Raw genomic sequence first — 17531 nt, 5'->3', positions numbered from 1 at the left:
TTGCGTCCTTAGTCTTCGATCGCCTTGACGATCACGCTGGCATTGGTGCCGCCAAAGCCGAACGAGTTGTTCAACGCCGCGCGGACCTTGCGCTGGCGGGCCTTGAGCGGCACGAGGTCAACACCCTCTGTGCCTTCGTCAGGATTGTGCAGGTTGAGCGTAGGCGGAACGATCTGGTCGCGAATCGCAAGGATGCAGAAGATCGTCTCGACCGCGCCGGCGCCACCGAGCAGGTGGCCGATGGCCGACTTGGTACTGCTCATCGAAGCACCCGCGAGGTCGTCACCCAGCACGCGCTTGACTGCGGCGAGTTCGATGGTGTCGGCCATTGTCGAGGTGCCGTGGGCGTTGACATAGTCGATGTCGCCCGGCTCCATGCCCGCCTTGCGCATAGCCATGCGCATGGCGAGTTCGGCGCCCTTCCCTTCCGGGTGCGGCGCAGTGACGTGATAGGCATCGCCCGACAGACCGTAACCGACGACTTCGGCGTAGATCTTTGCACCGCGCGCCTTGGCGTGCTCATATTCTTCAAGCACCACAACGCCAGCACCCTCGCCCATCACGAAGCCATCGCGGTCCTTGTCATAAGGACGGCTTGCCTCTTCCGGACGGTCATTGTAGCTGCAGTTGAGGGCGCGAGCCTGCGCAAAACCTGCCACGCCCAGCGGGTTGATGGTGCTTTCCGCGCCGCCTGCCAGCATCACGTCGGCATCGCCGTCCTTGATCATGCGCGCGGCATCGCCGATCGAGTGGGCGCCAGTCGAGCAAGCCGTGACAACAGCATGGTTCGGTCCCATCAGGCCGTACTTGATCGAGACCTGGCCGGAGATCAGGTTGATCAGGCGGCCGTGGACGAAGTGCGGAGAAACACGACCCGGCCCCTTCTCGTGCAGGACAATCGATTCGCTCTCGATGCCGGGAAGACCGCCGATGCCCGAGCCGATCGAGCAACCGGTGCGCATCTTGAGATCGTCGTCCATGTCGGCGAGACCGGCGTCTTCCAGCGCCTGACCGGCCGCATCGATGCCGAAGACGATGAAGGGATCGACCTGGCGCTGAATCTTGTGATCGACGCGCTTGCCGGCATCGAAGCCGTACTCGTGGTCAGCAGGCTTCACTTCGCAGGCGATCTTGCACTTCTGGTCGCTGGTGTCGAACTTGGTGATGAGCCCTGCCCCGCTCTTGCCGGCAAGCAGGTTCTTCCACACGGTTTCCACGTCCGCGCCCAGTGGGGTGACGAGGCCAAGTCCGGTTACGACGACACGACGCATTGAATTCTCCGGAAAATAAGCAAACAGGCCCAGCCCCTGAATTAGGGCTGAGCCTGCCGAAGTCCTCCCCTGCCCGACATCGAGTGCCTTGGCAGCCCTTCGACACGCTCAGGGCAATAGGGGGATGTGGGCGATCAGCCCTTGTTTTCGTCGATGTACTTGATCGCGTCCGAAACGGTCGAGATCTTCTCGGCCGCATCGTCGGGGATCTCGACGCCGAATTCTTCTTCGAACGCCATCACCAGCTCAACAATGTCGAGCGAGTCAGCGCCCAGATCGTCGATGAAGCTGGCTTCTTCGGTGACCTTGTCAGCCTCGACGCCGAGGTGCTCGACAACGATCTTCTTAACGCGGTCGGCGGTATCGCTCATGAAATGCCCCTTCGAAGGAAAGCGGTTGGTTATCTGTTTCGGTCTTCGCCCTAATCAACGCAAAGGGCGCTGGCAAGAGGCGCGCTGTGGATCACCTCAGCGCACGCCCTGTCCGTCTCAGCCTTTTGTCTGCTCGACGACGCGGATGTTGAGCTCGCGCAGCTGCTTGAGTGCGGCCGGAGAGGGCGCGCCCATCAGCAGATCCTCGGCACGCTGGTTCATCGGGAACAGCGTGATTTCGCGCAGGTTCTGCGCTCCGCAGATCAGCATGACAATGCGATCGACGCCTGCGGCCATCCCACCGTGCGGCGGCGCGCCATACTGGAAGGCGCGGTAGAGGCCGCCAAAACGCTCCTCGACGTCCGCCTTCGAAAGCCCAACGATCTCGAAGGCCTTGACCATCGTTTCGGGCGACTGGTTGCGGATCGAGCCTGAGGCGATCTCGAAGCCGTTGCAAACGAGGTCGTACTGGAAGGCGTTGATCGTCAGTGGATCCTGCGTGTTCAGCGCCTCGATTCCGCCCTGTGGCATCGAGAACGGGTTGTGGCTGAACTCGACCTTCTTGTTTTCCTCGTCCCACTCATAGAACGGGAAGTCCACGATCCAGCACAGCTCGAAGCGGTCCTTGTCGATCAGGCCAAGCTGGTCGGCGACGCGGGTGCGGGCAGCGCCTGCAAGCTTGGCGGCCTGGCTCTCCTTGCCAGCGGCGAAGAAGCAGCCGTCATCCGGGCCGAGACCGAGCCTATCGAACAGCGCGGCCATCTTGTCGGCCCCGTGGTTCTTGGCAATCGGGCCGCCGAATTCGCCGCCCTTGCGGGTGACGTAGCCAAGCCCTGCATGGCCTTCGCTGCGCGCCCAGTCATTCATGTCGTCGAAGAACTTGCGGCTCTTGTCCGCGGTGCCCGGCGCCGGGATCAGGCGCACGACGCCGCCGGTGCCGACGATCTTCTCGAACAGACCGAAGCCCGACTGGGTGAACTCCTCCGAGACATCCGAGATGATGATCGGGTTACGCAGGTCCGGCTTGTCCGAACCGTACTTGAGCATCGCTTCGGCATAGGGAATGCGCAGGAAGCTGCCGGTCGGAGTGACCGAACGACCGCCCGCAAAGGCTTCGAACACGCCGCCGATGACCGGCTCCATCGTCTCCCAGACTTCTTCCTGGGTGACAAAGCTCATCTCGAGGTCGAGCTGGTAGAACTCGCCCGGCAGACGGTCGGCACGCGGGTCCTCGTCGCGGAAGCAGGGGGCGATCTGGAAGTAACGGTCGAAGCCCGCAACCATCAGCAGCTGCTTGTACTGCTGCGGCGCCTGCGGCAGCGCATAGAACTTGCCCGGGTGGATGCGGCTCGGCACGAGGAAGTCGCGCGCGCCTTCGGGCGAGGACGCGGTGAGGATCGGCGTCGAATATTCAGTGAACCCTGCGCCTTCCATCCGGCGACGCATGTCAGAAATGACCTTGGTGCGGGTTACGATGTTGGCGTGCAGCGTCTCGCGGCGCAGGTCGAGGAAGCGATAGCGCAGGCGGATGTCTTCCGGATATTCCTGCTCACCTGCCACCGGCATCGGCAGTTCCTCGGCAGCCGACAGCACGGTTGCGCCGCGCGCGAAAACTTCGATCTCGCCGGTCGGGAGGTTGGCATTTACCGTGCCTTCCGAGCGCGCCTTGACTTCGCCGTCGATCGTCACGACCGATTCCACACGCAGCGCTTCCAAGATCGGCAGCGCCGGGCTGTCGGCGTCCGCGACGATCTGGGTCATACCGTAATGATCGCGCAGGTCGACGAACAACACGCCACCGTGATCGCGCTTGCGGTGCACCCAGCCCGAAAGGCGGACGGTCTGCCCGACATCACCGCGCGTAAGGGCGCCGCAGGTATGGGAACGGTAAAGGTGCATCGAAACTCTTTCCAATCGGTCTGCAATCGGGCAGGGGGAATGGGCGGCTAACAGGCGATGGCCGCGCTTTTGTCAAGCCACGCCCCTACCAACGCCGACTAGGCCGACGAAGGAGGGCGGGCCAGCCGAAGCCCCCGGCAGGGAGCACCACCTGGTCGCCCTTATCGGCGCGCCATACAGAAAAGACCGATGAAGATACATCCCCTGATCACGACGACCGACGCTCTGGCCGACTTGTGCGAGCGTCTGGCAAAGGCCGATTTCATCACGGTCGACACCGAGTTCATGCGCGAGAACACCTATTGGCCGGAACTGTGCCTGGTGCAGATCGCCGATGACAAGGAAGCGGCGGCGATCGATCCGCTGGCCCCAGGCATCGACCTGTCCCCCTGCTCGACCTGATGTGCGAGAACGAGGACGTGCTCAAGGTCTTCCATGCCGGCGGGCAGGACGTGGAGATCATCTACAACCTCACCGGCAAGACCCCTCACCCGATCTTCGATACCCAGATCGCGATGATGGCGGTCAGCCAGTCCGAACAGATCGGCTACTCCAACCTCGTCGAATCGTGGCTGGGCTTCTCGATCGACAAGGGCGCGCGCTTTACCGATTGGTCGCGTCGCCCGCTGACCGAACGCCAGATCGAATACGCCATCGGCGACGTTACCCACCTGTCGAAGATCTTCCCCAAGCTGCTCAAGCGTCTGATCAAGACGGGCCGTGGCGAATGGCTCGACATCGAGATGGAGAAGCTCGCCGATCCGGAAAATTACCGGACCGACATGGACACCGTCTGGCAGAAGATCCGCGCGCCCAGCCGCAATCCCGGCGTGCTCGGCCGCCTCAAGGCGCTTGCTGCCTGGCGCGAGCGTGAGGCGATGGACAAGAACATCCCGCGTGGGCGGATCATGCGCGATGAAACGCTGGCCGATATCGCCAGCCACCCGCCCAAGGAGCAGCAGGACCTTGCCAAGGTGCGCGGGCTGTCGACGGGATGGAAGGATAACGACATCGGCCGCCGCCTGATGCAGACGCTGGCTGACGCCAAGCCGCTGACCGATGCCGAGATGCCGCCCAAGGCACCGCGCGGTGCGCCGCTCGGCAAGGAAGGCGCGCTGGTCGCCGATCTGCTCAAGCTCCTGCTCAAGATCCGCAGCCGCGAGATCGACATCGCGGCGCGCCTTCTTGCGCGGACGGACGATCTCGAACTGCTGGCAGCCGGTCAGCGCAAGAACCTCCCGATCCTCGAAGGCTGGCGCTTCGAACAGTTCGGCCGCGACGCGCTTGAACTTGTAGAAGGCAAGCTGGCATTCGCGGTGGTGAACGGACGACTCAAGATGGCGCATATCGACGACATCGGCGGCACGTCGGAGCAGCCCGAAGTCGTCGTCCACGTGGATGAATAGGTCAAGATGAGCACGTACCTGCCCACGCTCAAGCAGTTGCAATACCTAGTGGCCCTGCACGAGCATGGGCATTTCGGGCGTGCGGCGGATTCGTGCTTCGTATCGCAATCGACGCTGTCAGCCGGCCTGCGCGAACTGGAATCGCTGCTGGGCGTCGTGCTGGTCGAACGCACCCGCCGCGTCGTGCGCTTCACGCCGCTGGGCAATCAGGTGGTCGCCAAGGCACATCGACTGCTGCGCGAGGCCGAGGAGCTTTCCGAACTGGTGCAGAGCCACGGCGCCCCGCTGGCGGGTGAATTGCGCATGAGCGTGATCCCGACGATCGCGCCGTTCCTGCTCCCGCGCATCCTGCCGCGCCTGCGCAAGGAGCGCCCTCAGCTCAAGCTGTTCCTGCGCGAGGAGCCGAGTGCCGCAGCGATCGAATCGCTCCACCATGGCCGGGCCGACTGCGTGCTGCTTGCCCTCCCCTATGCCACCGGCGAAGTGGAAAGCGAGTTCCTGTTCAAGGACGAGCTGCTTGTCGCCTTCCCGAAGGACGATCCGCGCGATCCTCCGGCAACGATCACCGCAGACCTGATCGACGAAAACCGCCTGCTCCTGCTCGAAGACGGCCACTGCCTGAAAGAGCATGCCCTGGCCGCCTGCAACCGCCCCGAAATGCGCGCCAGCGCCACGATGATCGGCACATCGCTGCACACGCTGGTGCAGATGGTCGACAACGGCCTCGGCCTCACCATGCTGCCACAGATGGCAATCGACGCTGGCATCCTGCACGATACCCAGATCGTCGCCCGCCCGCTGAAGGCTGACCACGCCTGGCGCGATATCGCCCTCGTCTGGCGCCGCAACAGCCCGCGCGCGGAGGAGTTCAGGATGCTGGCGCAGGAACTCCGGACCGATTGATCTCCTAGGCGGCGTGGACAAATTCCACAACGCCACGGTTGCCCTGTAAAAGGCCTTGGCGAGGCGCGAGGACGCAGGAAGAGTGGGTCTCTTTCAAGGCCGAGCAACGCTGCCAAGGCCTTTTACAGGGCAACCCCTGCGGGGCTGGACCAAAAACCGCCATTTCGGCGTCGGCTCGTCGCACAATATTCCCGATATTGCGCTTCCTCGCCTCCTTGAACTGGCGGTTTTTGCCTCCAGCCGTGGCGCTGTGGAATTTGTCCACGCCGCCTAGACCCCCGCCAGCACGAGCCCCGCCAGCGCACAGACGCCTAGCGTAGTGATGATGCCCATGCGCAGACGGAAGATCATCACCGCGCTTGCAACCGTGATCACCAGCGCTTTCCAGTCAAGGGAGGCGATGTCAGGCAAGTCCAGCGTGATAGGCCCTGCGCTGATCGGCGCAATGCGTGCAAACAGCACGTGCAGGACGAACCACAGCGTGAGGTTCGCAATCACGCCCACCACCGCCGCAGTGATCGCCGCCAGCCCGCCCTTCAGACGCGGCGCGTTCTCCAGCCGATCCAGCCATGGGCTGAAAGCGAAAATCCACATGAAGCACGGCACGAATGTGACCCACGTAGTCAGCACGGCCCCCAGAAATCCGGCAAGGTAGGGGCCGAATGGCTCCGGCGAGCGGAACGCGGCAAGGTAGCCCACGAACTGAGTGACCATGATGAGGGGCCCCGGCGTTGTCTCGGCAAGGCCCAGCCCATCGGCCATTTCGCCGGGCCGCAGCCAGCCAAACCCGTCGACCGCCTGCTGCGCCATATAGGAAAGCACGGCATAGGCCCCGCCGAAGGTAACGACTGCCAGTTGGGAGAAGAACACGCCGATCTTCCACAGCACGTGGTCGGCACCCAAAGTTGTCAGCACCAGAGCCAAGGGCAGTGCCCAGATCATCCCGCCCACGGCAATAGTGCGCATCGTTGCGCCCCAAGGGCGCGGACCGCTGGGCTCGACCGGCGCGCTGGCCTTGACCCCGAGCAAATCCGGCCGGCGCTTTGCAAGCACCATCCCGAACAATCCTGCTCCCAGAACGACCACAGGGAACGGCACGGCGAATGCTGCCAACCCAATGAAGGCCGCCATCGCAATGATCTTCTTGGTCGGCGTGCCAAGCGCGCGCCCGGCAATGCGCAAAAGCGCCTGCACGACAATCGCCAGGACGGCGGCCTTGATGCCGAGAAACAGGGCGGAGAACCAGCCCAGACCCGCAGCGGCCGCATAGAGCATCGACAGCGCGAGAATCACTACGGCCCCCGGCAGGACGAAGAGCAGTCCCATGGCCAGCCCGCCGCGAGTGCCGTGCAGTTTCCAGCCAATCCACGTGGCCAGCTGCTGCGCTTCCGGGCCTGGTAGAAGATGGCAGAAATTCAGCGCGTGAAGGAACTGGTCCTCGCTTACCCAGCGGCGTTCGTCCACCAGTTCGCGATGCATCAGGGCGATCTGCCCGGCCGGACCGCCGAAACTGAGGCAGCCGATCCGCGCGCCCACGCGCACCAGCTCGGAGAAATCGGGTGTATTCAACAGATCTGCACGTTCACTCATGAGCGGCCCATTCACCTGCGGCCCGCAAAGCGGGCCGTACAGGCAACGCTTGGGCTTCTGCCATGGCAGAACGCCTGACCGGGAGGTTGCATCGCCCCGGACATCCAGTAGCGCTCATTTAACGGTCGTCATCGGGAACCGCAACCGGCTTAATCCATGTGCTTGAGGCCGACGCGCAGGTAGTCCCACCCCGTGACTACGGTCAGCACTGCAGCGCCCCACAGCGTGGTGAGGCCGACGGTATGAGGCACGTTCACCGTCAGGCTTCCTGCCGTCATCAGCCATTCCGGCAGGGCCTGCCCAAGGATCAGCGCGCCAAGCGAGACCATCTGGAACGTCGTCTTCCATTTGGCGAGGCGGCTGACCGGCACCGAGACCCGCAGCCCCCCGAGAAACTCGCGCAAACCGGACACCGCAATCTCGCGCAGCAGGATCACCAGTCCGGCGATCACGTGCATGTCGCCAACGTAGGGCCCGCGCAGCACGCCTTGCGCCGTCAGCACAAGGATCACCGCCGCCACCATGATCTTGTCGGCAATCGGATCGAGGAATACGCCAAGCTTGCTTACGGCCCCTTGGGCGCGGGCAAGATAGCCGTCGAAATAGTCGGTGATCCCCATCAGGCAATAGACGCCGAATGCAAGACCGTAGCCAAGGCGCCACTCAGGCCACCACAGCAAGGCCGCCAGCAAAGGCACGGTCACGATCCGGGACAGGGTGAGCAGGTTGGGCAACGTCAGCATCGACGACAGGCATAGCCTGCATTGGCGCCAAACGGAATCGCAACATTCACCGCTTAGGGCAGCCACCGCAAAACCTCTTGCCCGCAATCCTCACCGGGCTAAGGGTGCGCTCAAGAAGAGATGTCGGCAAAGGGTTCATGACAACATCGACGCATCTGGTGCGCACGCGCCGCTTCCTGCCGCTGTTCGTCACCCAGTTGCTGGGGGCTTTCAACGACAATCTCTACAAGAACGCGATGGTCCTGTACGTGGTGTACAGCGTCTACAATTCGGAAGCCGCCGAAGCGCGTTTCTCGGCCATCGCTTCTGGCCTGTTCATCCTGCCGTTCTTCCTGCTTTCTGCCTTGGCAGGTCAACTTGCCGACATGCGCGACAAGGCGAAGATCATCCGGATCGTCAAGGCCTGCGAAATCGCCATCATGCTTGTTGGCGGAACCGGCCTGGTACTCGCGTGGATGGGCGTCGAAGTCGAACAGATCGCCATTCCTCTGATGCTTGCAGCCCTGCTGGCGATGGGCGTGCACTCCACCTTCTTCGGCCCGATCAAGTACGCCATCCTGCCGCAGCATCTGCACGACGGCGAAGTGCTGGCGGGCACCGGACTGGTCGAAGCCGGCACCTATATCGCGATCCTTGCCGGCACGATTCTGGCGGGCTGGATCCCCGTCGAAGTGGCGGCAGGCGGCGTGGTCGTCACTGCATTGATTGGATACTTCTCCGGTCGGCAGGTCCCCCTGCCCCGCCGATGATCGAGGCACAGAAGATCGATTTCAACGTCTTCACGTCATCGTGGAGACTGATCCGTAACACGACGCGACACCGACAAGTGTTCATGGCGATCGTGGCGATCAGCTTCTTCTGGACCGTCGGCACCGTGCTGTTCATCCAGTTCCCGCCCCTTGCCAAGAACGTGCTTTCTGCCAGCAAGGAGGTGGCAAGCCTCTTTCTGGTGATGTTCTCGATCGGCATTGCCATCGGTTCGATGTCGATCAACGCGCTGCTCAAGGGGACCGTCTCGGCGCGCTATTCGCCCGCGTCGGTGATCGTGATGGGCCTGTTCATCGCCGCCTTCCATCAGGTATGTGATTATTGGCCCGCGCATCCCGGCATGCCGCTGATGGACGTGTCGACTTTCATCGCCCAACCCCTCGCCATCCCTCTGCTGCTATGCCTGCTCGGCATCGCCGTGGCGGGCGGGATGTTCGTCGTACCGCTCTACGCTTTCCTGACGACCGTGGTCGACAAGTCGGAAACAGCCCGCACGATCGCTGCCAACAACATCGTTAATTCCGGGGCCATGGTGGTAGGCTCGCTGCTCGCGGTGGGCCTCAGCGCAGCAGGGGTTGCCATTGTCGATCAGTTGCTGCTTGGCGCCGCGATGTGCGTCGTCTCGGCTTGGCTGGGCTACCTGCTCTACCGCGCGGAACGAGCCGCCAAGGCAGCCTGATCAGGCGATAAACACCATGACTGCCAGGAAGCAGGCACAGTAGGCGATCAGGAAGTCGCGCAAGTCCTGCATGGATATCTGCCGCAGATTGACCGGCTCCGACCGTATATCTGTTTCGCGCAGCAGAGCCTCCGCCCGCTTCATCGCCGCCAGCACTTCCGGTTCATGGCGTGGCAATTCGCGCAAGGCATGGCGGGGCAGTTGGGCGCGGAACGGGTGGCGTGCGGTGCCGTAGGCGGTGCTGGGCGACATGGTCATGACCGAACCTTAACGCTTTATTCACCTTCCGGTATCCCGCCATCTCGCGCTTTTTGCAGGCGTGCCTGTTCGGGACAGTCTGGCGCAATAAGAAAGAGGCCGCCCCATCAGGGACGGCCTCCGGTGATCGGCTTGCCGATCAAAACTGTTCTGGCAACAGATCAGATGTCGTCGCCAAGCGCGCCCTTGACCTTGCCGGCCGCCTGCTGCGCCTCACCCTTGCGCTCCTGCGCGACGCCTTCGCCATGAAGGCGGGCATTGTCGGTCGCCTTGCCCGCTGCCTGCTTGGTGTTACCAATGGCTTCGTTGGCGAGGCCCTTGGCTCGATCGGTCAGTTCACCCATCTTGGATCTCCTTGAATCTTCAGCGACGTTTCATCGCTCCCACGGAGATCAATACGCGCCGAATCCCCCTCGGTTCCGGCTCAAACCGCTCCTGCCATGCGCAGGATAAGGTTCCATTCGTCCGGCCGCACCGAGCCCACGGACAGTCGCGAAAGACGGATCAGATCCATCTCCTGGAGTTCCGGCGTCGCCTTGATCTGTTTCAGGGTGACCGTTTGCGGCAGCTTCTCGACAGGCTTGACCTTGACCGCCGCCCACTTGCCTTCAGGGTCGGTCGGATCGGTCAGCCCGCCTTCGCTGATCACGATCACGCCGACCACTTCAACGCCAATGTTGGAATGATAGAAGAACGCCAGATCACCCGCCTGCATCGTGCGCAGGTTGCGCGCAGCCAGGTGATTGCGCACGCCGTCCCATGTCCCCTCGCCCTCGGCGATAAGGTCATCCCAGCCGTAGACGTCCGGTTCGGACTTCATCAGCCACAAGTTGCGGCCAGCGGTGTCGGCAATGTTGATTTTGGTCATGAAACCCCACGCGAATCCCGTTACAGGCGGTTTCCATAGCGACAATTTTCCGAACTGGAACACCATGCCCCTGCAAACCCTGCCGGTGATCTCGCTCAAGAGCGAGCCCGCAACGCTTTCCCGTGACCTCGGCGAATCCTTTCAGAGCTTCGGCTTTGCCATGGTTCGTGACCACGGTATCGATGCCGACCTGATCGCACGCGCCTGGGCGCTCACTGCCGAATTCTTTGCCCTGCCCGAGGATGAAAAGCGCAGCTACCACATCGATGGACTCGGCGGCGCACGCGGCTACACACCGTTCGGCACCGAGATCGCCAAGGGCGCCAAGCGCCACGACCTCAAGGAATTCTGGCACGTCGGTCGCGATCTGCCGGCGGACCATCCACTCGCTGCGATGTCGATGTTCCCAAACATCTGGCCAACCCGCCCCGCTGGCTTCCGCGAGACTTTCGAAGCGCTCTATGCCGAATTCGACCGCGTCGGCGCGCGCATTCTCTCGCGCATCGCGGTGTGGCTGGGGCTCGATGAGCACTGGTTCGATCCGGCGATCGAGGATGGCAACTCGGTCATGCGCCTGCTGCACTATCCGCCGCTGCCTGCCGATGCGGAGCCCGGTGCAATTCGCGCCGGCGCGCACGAGGATATCAACCTGATCACGCTGCTGCTGGGCGCCGAGGAAGCGGGTCTCGAACTGCTGACCAAGCAGGGCGAATGGATCGGCGTCTCGCCACCCGAAGGCGCGCTGGTCGTCAACATCGGTGACATGCTGCAGCGCCTGACCAACCACGTCCTGCCCTCGACCACGCACCGCGTGCGCAACCCCGAAGGCGAGCGCGCCCGCCACAGTCGCTATTCCATGCCCTTCTTCCTGCACCTGCGCAGCGACTTCCCCTTCAAGACGCTGGACCAGTGCATCACGCCGCAGAACCCCGACCGCTACCCGGTCTCGATCACCGCTGATGACTACCTGCAGGAACGCCTGCGCGAGATCGGGCTGAAGAAGTGAAGGTGAGCGACGCCGCGCTTCATCCCTAAGCGCGGTGTCGCACTCTCATCCCGCAGGCCGCTCCACCGGGACGACGTTGTACTTCCGCACCTCGTCCTGGCTCAGGCAATAGCGCGTCGAAGGGTTCTCCTTGGTCGCCACTGCCTGCTGCTTGTACATCACCTCGGTCAGCAGCTTGCGGCTGATACCCATGCGGATCAGGAAATCGTTGTCCTCGCTGGCGAGAAGCGCACTCGCCTGCTCGATCTCTCCGATCAGCCGCGTCGTCTCCTCGGTGCCTTCGTCGACCGATATCTCGATCACGTCGCGGTCGCCGGTGTGCGTAAACATGTGGACCATGAACATGCCGCCGGGCTCCACAAAGCGGCGATCGCCCCCCATGAACACGAAATTGCAGGCAGAAAAACAGGTCCACCCCGCAGGAATGCGGGTGACCATGCCGGGGTAGGACCGAATCACCTTCCCCGCACGATTTCCGGCCGCAGCATCCCCCCCGCGCGATTTCAGCCAGACCTCCTCGATCCGCTCGTCCGCATCGATTGCCGCCTTCAGCCGTTCAGGCAGGCGCGAATCGATGATGCCATCGGCGATCAGCACCCGCTTGCCGCCCTTGTCGACGGGGGTCAGCGTCATCGCCTTGGCAACGCCCCAATCCGGCTTTTCAGGGCATGTCGGGTTCCGTGGGTCCATTGCGACCGGTTTTGCGGCCCCGGTGCCCAGCAGCAAGGCAAGAATCGGGAGAACCAGCCGCATCAGGCCGCCAGCGAGTAACGTGCCGAGCCCGGCGCGCGACACATGCGCTTGTTCGCAGTGGTCTCCTCACCGTTGACGATGATGACGTCGGTCACGGTGATGCACTGGCGTCCAACCGCTCCGTTCGAAGCTACCTCGTCATTGCGCGCGGTGATTGTCGAAGTGCCCGAGACGTTCTCGCGCGTGTTCGACGTCCATGACGAGCTGCTGCCCACCTCTTCGCCACGTGTCGCTTCCACCGTTGCCTCGGCAGCCTGCTTCTGCTCCTCGGGATCGAGGCGGCAGGCGATCGCATTGGTGAGGGTGTCCGCAAACTCGGCGGAGGGAAAATAGCTGCCAATGCCAGCCGAACTGGCTGCACGGCCAATGCCCTGCCCGAGCAATCCCCCAAGGACCGACGACCCGGCACTCTTGCTCTTGCCCTTGGGGCAGCCGTCCGTGCTTTTCTGCGATGACGACGAACTGCGCGGGATGGACGGGATGCTGAAACCCCCGAACTGGGCCGAAGCCTGGCTTGCCACCAGGGCAATGGCGGCGAAAGTTGCCGTGATGCGGCAGGAGGTGGCGAAAGGCGTGGGCGCGCGACGCATGACAAGTCTTTCCAACAATGTAGCTTGTGCGGCCCTTTAGTTGATTGAACGCTAGCAAGGCTGTGATCTTCGTCAATCGCGGCGCGACGGGCTGATCACATCGCCGGCCTCGAAAGCCTGGTGCACCAACGCAAAAGGCCGCCCGAAGGCGGCCTTTAGAAGTAGGGATGGTGGAGCCTAGCGGGATCGAACCGCTGACCTCCTGCATGCCATGCAGGCGCTCTCCCAGCTGAGCTAAGGCCCCATTTCCCATCAGGTTCGCCCTGGGAGGCGAACCGTTCCAGCGGTGTATCTCGCCGGGAGCCGCGCCTCTAAGGGAGGTTGTCTTGGCTGGCAAGACGAAAAAACCGTCCCGGGAAATTTTTTGGGGCCGGCCCGAAAACCGACCCCGAAAACATCAAACTTCGTCGTCGTCGCCGTCGTGGCCAGCAACGCCCAGATCATCGTCACCGCCGAGGTCCACGTCGTTGTCCGGCGAATCGCCGTCCTCGTCGATGTCGAGATCCTCGTCGGCCAGATCGACGTCAGGCGCGACGTCGGCCTTTTCCTTCTGGATCTCTTCGTACGGAATCGGCTGCTTCGACTTGAGCACCGGCTCGGCGGTCCAGGTGTACTTGCACTCGACGCAGGTGATCGGGTCAGCATTGCCCAGATCGTAGAAGCGGGTGCCGCACTTCGGACAGCTGTGCTTGGCGCCCCATTCCGGCTTGACCATGAAACTTCCTCAAGACTGGCCCGGCAGGACAGAACATCGCCGGGCGGAGAAACTGCACGCTTGATGGGTCCGCGCTCCCGCGGAATCAAGAGAGGGCGCGCCTTGCCATAGCGGCGCGCTGCTGTCAAAAGCCGCGCGCTTTATCGGCCCTTCCCGCTTCGAAAGTAGAGATTCCGTGTCCTCTCACGATCCGGCGCAGATGCGCCCCCGCCGCTTCACTGCCAACGGACCGCTCAAGGGCGGCATCCGCGTGCCCGGCGACAAGTCGATCAGCCACCGCTCGATCATGCTCGGCGCCCTGGCCGTTGGCGAAACGCGCGTGACCGGCCTGCTCGAAGGCGAGGACGTCCTCTCCACCGCCGCAGCGATGCGCGCCATGGGCGCGACCATCGAGCGAGATGCCGATGGCATGTGGCACGTCCACGGCGTCGGCGTTGGCGGCCTTTTGCAGCCGCAACAGGCGCTCGACATGGGCAACTCCGGCACCTCGACGCGCCTGCTGATGGGCCTCGTCGCCAGCCACCCGATCACGGCAACGTTCGTCGGCGACGCCTCGCTGTCCAAGCGCCCGATGGGACGCGTGATCGACCCGCTCTCGACCATGGGCGCGGAATTCACCGCCAGCCCCGGCGGCCGCCTCCCGCTCACGCTGCGCGGCATCTCGCCCGCCGTGCCGATCGAATACCGCCTCCCGGTCGCCTCGGCGCAGGTGAAGAGCGCCATCCTCCTCGCAGGGCTCAACACCCCCGGCGTGACCACCGTCATCGAACCAATCCCCACGCGCGACCATTCCGAGCGTATGCTGCGCGGCTTCGGCGCGGAGCTCACCGTCGACATGGCCGATGACGGCGCGCGCGTGATCAAGGTGCGCGGCGAGGCTGAACTCAAGCCGCAGGACATCGTCGTCCCCGGCGATCCCTCCTCCGCCGCCTTCTTCGTCGTCGCCGCACTGCTGGTCGAAGGCTCTGACTTGATTGTCGAGAACGTCGGCCTCAACCCCACCCGCGCCGCGCTGTTCGACGTGCTACGCCTGATGGGCGGCAGCATCGAGGAACTCGACCGCCGCGACGTTGGCGGCGAACCCGTGGCTGACCTGCGCGTGCGCAATTCGCTGCTCAACGGCATCGACGTCGATCCCGCCGTGGTGCCGAGCATGGTAGACGAATTCCCGATCCTGTTCGTCGCCGCCGCCCTCGCCAGGGGCCGTACTGTCACCACCGGGCTCGAGGAACTGCGCGTCAAGGAATCTGACCGCATCAGCGCCATGCGCGCCGCGCTGGAACTCGCCGGAGCCAAGGTCACCGAAACCGAGGACGGGTTGATCATCGACGGCACCGGCGGCGATCCGCTCCCCGGCACGGCGGAAGGCGCCAGCGTCGTCACCCACCTCGATCACCGCATCGCCATGTCGATGGCCATTGCCGGCATCGCCAGCAAGCGCGGCGTCGAAGTTGACGACACCCGCCCCATCGCCACCAGCTTCCCGGTCTTCGAAAGCCTGCTCGAGGGCGCAACGCGTTGACCAGCCATGATCTGGCCAACATCATCGGCTTCTGCGGCACCGCCTGCATCATCTTCGCCTACGGCTACGCCACCCGGCAGGACCAGCCCAACCCCTTCGTCCAGCACGGCGTGAACCTGCTCGGCGCCGCGCTGCTGACGATCTCGCTGCTGTTCAACATGAACCCCGCCTCGTTCGTGCTGGAGTTCTTCTGGGCCGCAATTGCGATATGGGGGCTGGTGAAGGCCTTCCGCAACCGGAGTTCGAACCCGTGATCATCGCCGTCGACGGCCCGACCGCCTCGGGCAAGGGCACCATCGCCAAGGCGCTCGCCGCGCATTACGGCCTGCCTCACCTCGACACCGGCCTGCTCTATCGCGCCGTGGGCCGGCAGGTGTTCCTGAGCGGCGGCAACCCGGACGATCCCGCAGCAGCCCTCGCCGCCTGCGCCTTTCCGGAAAGCCTGCTGGCTGACCCCGAACTGCGCAGCGAAGAGACCGGTGGCTATGCCAGCCGCGTCTCCATCCACCCCGCCGTCCGCGCCGCGCTGCTCGAACGCCAGCAGGCCTTTGCGGGCCAACCCGGCGGCGCCGTCCTCGACGGCCGCGACATCGCCACCGTCATCGCCCCCCACGCCGACGCCAAGCTCTTCGTCACGGCCAGCGTAAGCGCACGCGCGATGCGCCGCTGGGTGGAAATGAAGCAGCTCGGCAAGGACGTCGAACGGGCCGAAATCGAAGCAGACCTTGCGACCCGCGACGAACGCGACCGCAACCGCGCTGAAGCCCCGCTACGGCAGGCGGAAGGCGCAGCGCTGCTCGACACCTCGAACCTGACCAAGGAAATGGCCATGGCGACGGCGATTGCTCTGGTCGAAAAGCAGATCGCGGCGAAGGGCTAGGCCGCAGCCTTGCCTTCGCCGGTGGCGTCCACCACCGCAGTCTGGAAAACACAGGTTTCGCCGACACCTTTCAGCGCGATCATGTTCGGCGGGCCGAACGACGACCGATCGGTTGCCCGCAGCCAGGTGCTTTCAGAAATGGCGATGCCATTGGCGGCGGCAGTGCCTTCGAGGCGCGCGGCAATGTTCACGGTGTCGCCCCAATAGTCATAGGCCATGCGGGTCGCCCCGATCACGCCGCCGACGACCGGTCCGGAATGGATGCCTGCTCTCAGCCCGACTTCGTCAACGCCGGCAACCCTGCGCAGTTCGTCGACGCCGCAAAGCACGGCACGGGCAAAGGCAATGGCCGCATCTGCACTGTTGCCACTCGGTACGTTGCCGCCTGCAATGGCGAGGTAGGCGTCTCCGACCGTCTTGACCTTCTCGACTCCATGCTCGCGCGCGCAGGCGTCGGCGTGGTTGAAGAAGCTGTTCAGCAGCTCCACCAGATGCCCCGGCGACACCCGCTTCGCCAGCTTCGAGAAGCCGACCATGTCGATGAAGATGACGCTCGCATCGGCATAGGAATCGGCCACCATCTGCCCGGTGCGGATGCGCTCGACTGCCGTCGGCGGCAGCATGTTGAGCACCAGCTCCTCGTTCCGCGCTCGTTCTGCATCCAGTGAATCCGCCAGCATGAATGCGGCCCTGCTCGTCCGGCCGACGGCAAGATTGATCGCGGCCATGACCAGCGCGCCGCTCAGATAGCTGAGCAGCGCATAGGCCAGTGCGGCGTCTGCCGCCTGTCCGGGAAGGACTTGCCCGAGCCAGCCGATCAGGTCGCAACCCAGCCACGCCAGGAACAATCGCGGACGGCCGGCCAGCGTTACCGCAGCAAATGCCGTGATGGCGAGGCGGTTGACCACGCCCACCGCATGAAGATCGTCGTGAATGTGCAGGAGGTGATCGAACAGCACGAAGTTGATCCGGGCCACGATCAACGAAATCGCCAGCAAGGCAGCGAAATCGACCATTGGGTGGCGGACATAGTCCCGCCAGAAGGTGGCGCCGATGTAGATGCCGGTCGTCATCAAGGCCACGCCCAGCCAGAATGCCAGACGGGCGTTTTCGACCGGGTGAAGATAGAGCGGATTGACCACCGAATAGGCGAGCATGACAGACATGAACAGGACCGCGTAGAGCCGCACGAACGGCGTGCGCAGCGTTCGCGCAGTCTCGTTGTAGCGGGCTTCCGTGGCCCGGTCGCCAAACGTGCTGAACACCCCCGGTTGCTCCATGGCGGTTCTCCTCGCAATGTTCTGTATCA

At 63.7% G+C, this 17531-nt stretch carries 17 protein-coding genes, 1 tRNA gene and 2 pseudogenes; 7 read left to right on the top strand and 13 right to left on the bottom strand.

The genetic code is table 11. The features are described from left to right. Window positions 1–8 precede the first annotated feature (8 nt). From fabF to aspS, 3 genes are all read right to left on the bottom strand, one after another. On the bottom strand, window positions 9–1271 hold the full coding sequence (gene fabF, locus C7W88_RS09335; RefSeq protein ID WP_118073327.1) for a beta-ketoacyl-ACP synthase II: 1263 nt from the start codon (window positions 1269–1271) through the stop codon (window positions 9–11). A 134-nt stretch (window positions 1272–1405) separates the two neighbouring features. Beyond that, on the bottom strand, window positions 1406–1642 hold the full coding sequence (locus tag C7W88_RS09330; protein ID WP_011444997.1) for an acyl carrier protein: 237 nt from the start codon (window positions 1640–1642) through the stop codon (window positions 1406–1408). A 117-nt stretch (window positions 1643–1759) separates the two neighbouring features. Beyond that, window positions 1760–3541 (bottom strand): aspartate--tRNA ligase, encoded by a 1782-nt coding sequence (gene aspS / locus C7W88_RS09325; RefSeq protein ID WP_118073326.1) that lies wholly within the window; start codon window positions 3539–3541, stop codon window positions 1760–1762. A gap of 189 nt (window positions 3542–3730) precedes the next feature. Here aspS and rnd point away from each other — a divergent pair. Together rnd and C7W88_RS09315 are read left to right on the top strand one after the other, a co-directional pair. After that, window positions 3731–4947, top strand: a pseudogene (rnd, locus tag C7W88_RS09320) (ribonuclease D). A 6-nt stretch (window positions 4948–4953) separates the two neighbouring features. Next, window positions 4954–5850, top strand: a complete 897-nt coding sequence (locus tag C7W88_RS09315; protein ID WP_118073325.1) for a hydrogen peroxide-inducible genes activator — start codon at window positions 4954–4956, stop codon at window positions 5848–5850. A gap of 270 nt (window positions 5851–6120) precedes the next feature. Here the strand turns inward: C7W88_RS09315 and chrA are convergent, their stop codons facing one another. Next, a complete protein-coding gene (chrA, locus tag C7W88_RS09310) occupies window positions 6121–7440 on the bottom strand; it encodes a chromate efflux transporter (protein WP_118073324.1) in 1320 nt (439 codons plus the stop codon). Window positions 7441–7589: 149 nt separating this feature from the next. Continuing rightward, window positions 7590–8183, bottom strand: coding sequence for a CDP-diacylglycerol--glycerol-3-phosphate 3-phosphatidyltransferase (gene pgsA, locus C7W88_RS09305; RefSeq protein WP_118073323.1), 594 nt, complete (start codon window positions 8181–8183; stop codon window positions 7590–7592). Window positions 8184–8320: 137 nt separating this feature from the next. On the opposite strand from pgsA, the pseudogene C7W88_RS09300 reads away from it, so the two are divergent. After that, window positions 8321–9630 (top strand): annotated as a pseudogene (locus C7W88_RS09300) (MFS transporter). Here the strand turns inward: C7W88_RS09300 and C7W88_RS09295 are convergent. From C7W88_RS09295 to C7W88_RS09285, 3 genes are all read right to left on the bottom strand, one after another. Beyond that, complete coding sequence (locus C7W88_RS09295; protein WP_118073322.1) at window positions 9631–9888, bottom strand: hypothetical protein; 258 nt, start codon at window positions 9886–9888, stop codon at window positions 9631–9633. A gap of 161 nt (window positions 9889–10049) precedes the next feature. Further along, window positions 10050–10232, bottom strand: a complete 183-nt coding sequence (locus tag C7W88_RS09290; RefSeq protein WP_118073321.1) for a CsbD family protein — start codon at window positions 10230–10232, stop codon at window positions 10050–10052. Window positions 10233–10312: 80 nt separating this feature from the next. Beyond that, complete coding sequence (locus C7W88_RS09285; protein ID WP_118073320.1) at window positions 10313–10756, bottom strand: EVE domain-containing protein; 444 nt, start codon at window positions 10754–10756, stop codon at window positions 10313–10315. A 64-nt stretch (window positions 10757–10820) separates the two neighbouring features. Between C7W88_RS09285 and C7W88_RS09280 the strand changes: the two genes are divergently transcribed. After that, entirely contained in the window at window positions 10821–11762 is a 942-nt protein-coding gene (locus C7W88_RS09280; protein ID WP_118073319.1) for an isopenicillin N synthase family oxygenase, read from the top strand. A gap of 45 nt (window positions 11763–11807) precedes the next feature. Here C7W88_RS09280 and C7W88_RS09275 read toward each other — a convergent pair whose 3' ends face one another. The 4 genes from C7W88_RS09275 to C7W88_RS09260 form a co-directional block, all read right to left on the bottom strand. Next, entirely contained in the window at window positions 11808–12515 is a 708-nt protein-coding gene (locus C7W88_RS09275) for a hypothetical protein (RefSeq protein ID WP_118074683.1), read from the bottom strand. Continuing rightward, entirely contained in the window at window positions 12515–13105 is a 591-nt protein-coding gene (locus tag C7W88_RS09270; protein ID WP_118073318.1) for a hypothetical protein, read from the bottom strand. Before C7W88_RS09270 ends, C7W88_RS09275 begins: the two co-directional genes overlap by 1 nt. Before the next feature lie 168 nt (window positions 13106–13273). Next, window positions 13274–13349 (bottom strand) — tRNA-Ala (locus C7W88_RS09265). 153 nt (window positions 13350–13502) lie between these two features. Next, a complete protein-coding gene (locus tag C7W88_RS09260; RefSeq protein ID WP_118073317.1) occupies window positions 13503–13820 on the bottom strand; it encodes a TIGR02300 family protein in 318 nt (105 codons plus the stop codon). Between the two features lie 199 nt (window positions 13821–14019). Between C7W88_RS09260 and aroA the strand changes: the two genes are divergently transcribed. The 3 genes from aroA to C7W88_RS09245 are packed head-to-tail and all read left to right on the top strand — an operon-like array spanning window position 14020 to window position 16222. After that, window positions 14020–15342: a 3-phosphoshikimate 1-carboxyvinyltransferase gene (gene aroA / locus C7W88_RS09255; RefSeq protein ID WP_118073316.1), complete on the top strand. Its 1323-nt coding sequence runs from the start codon at window positions 14020–14022 to the stop codon at window positions 15340–15342. Next, on the top strand, window positions 15339–15596 hold the full coding sequence (locus tag C7W88_RS09250) for a permease (RefSeq protein WP_118073315.1): 258 nt from the start codon (window positions 15339–15341) through the stop codon (window positions 15594–15596). Before aroA ends, C7W88_RS09250 begins: the two co-directional genes overlap by 4 nt. Then, window positions 15593–16222, top strand: a complete 630-nt coding sequence (locus C7W88_RS09245; protein WP_118073314.1) for a d(CMP) kinase — start codon at window positions 15593–15595, stop codon at window positions 16220–16222. Before C7W88_RS09250 ends, C7W88_RS09245 begins: the two co-directional genes overlap by 4 nt. Here the strand turns inward: C7W88_RS09245 and C7W88_RS09240 are convergent. Next, window positions 16219–17502 (bottom strand): adenylate/guanylate cyclase domain-containing protein, encoded by a 1284-nt coding sequence (locus C7W88_RS09240; RefSeq protein ID WP_162895971.1) that lies wholly within the window; start codon window positions 17500–17502, stop codon window positions 16219–16221. The two genes, C7W88_RS09245 and C7W88_RS09240, sit on opposite strands and share 4 nt — an antisense overlap. Window positions 17503–17531 lie beyond the last annotated feature (29 nt).

Origin of the sequence: Novosphingobium sp. THN1 (genome assembly GCF_003454795.1) — a bacterium.
Taxonomy (GTDB): Bacteria; Pseudomonadota; Alphaproteobacteria; order Sphingomonadales; family Sphingomonadaceae; genus Novosphingobium.
The sequence above is the reverse complement of the archived record's forward strand: the minus strand, read 5'-3'. Positions and strand labels throughout refer to the sequence as shown.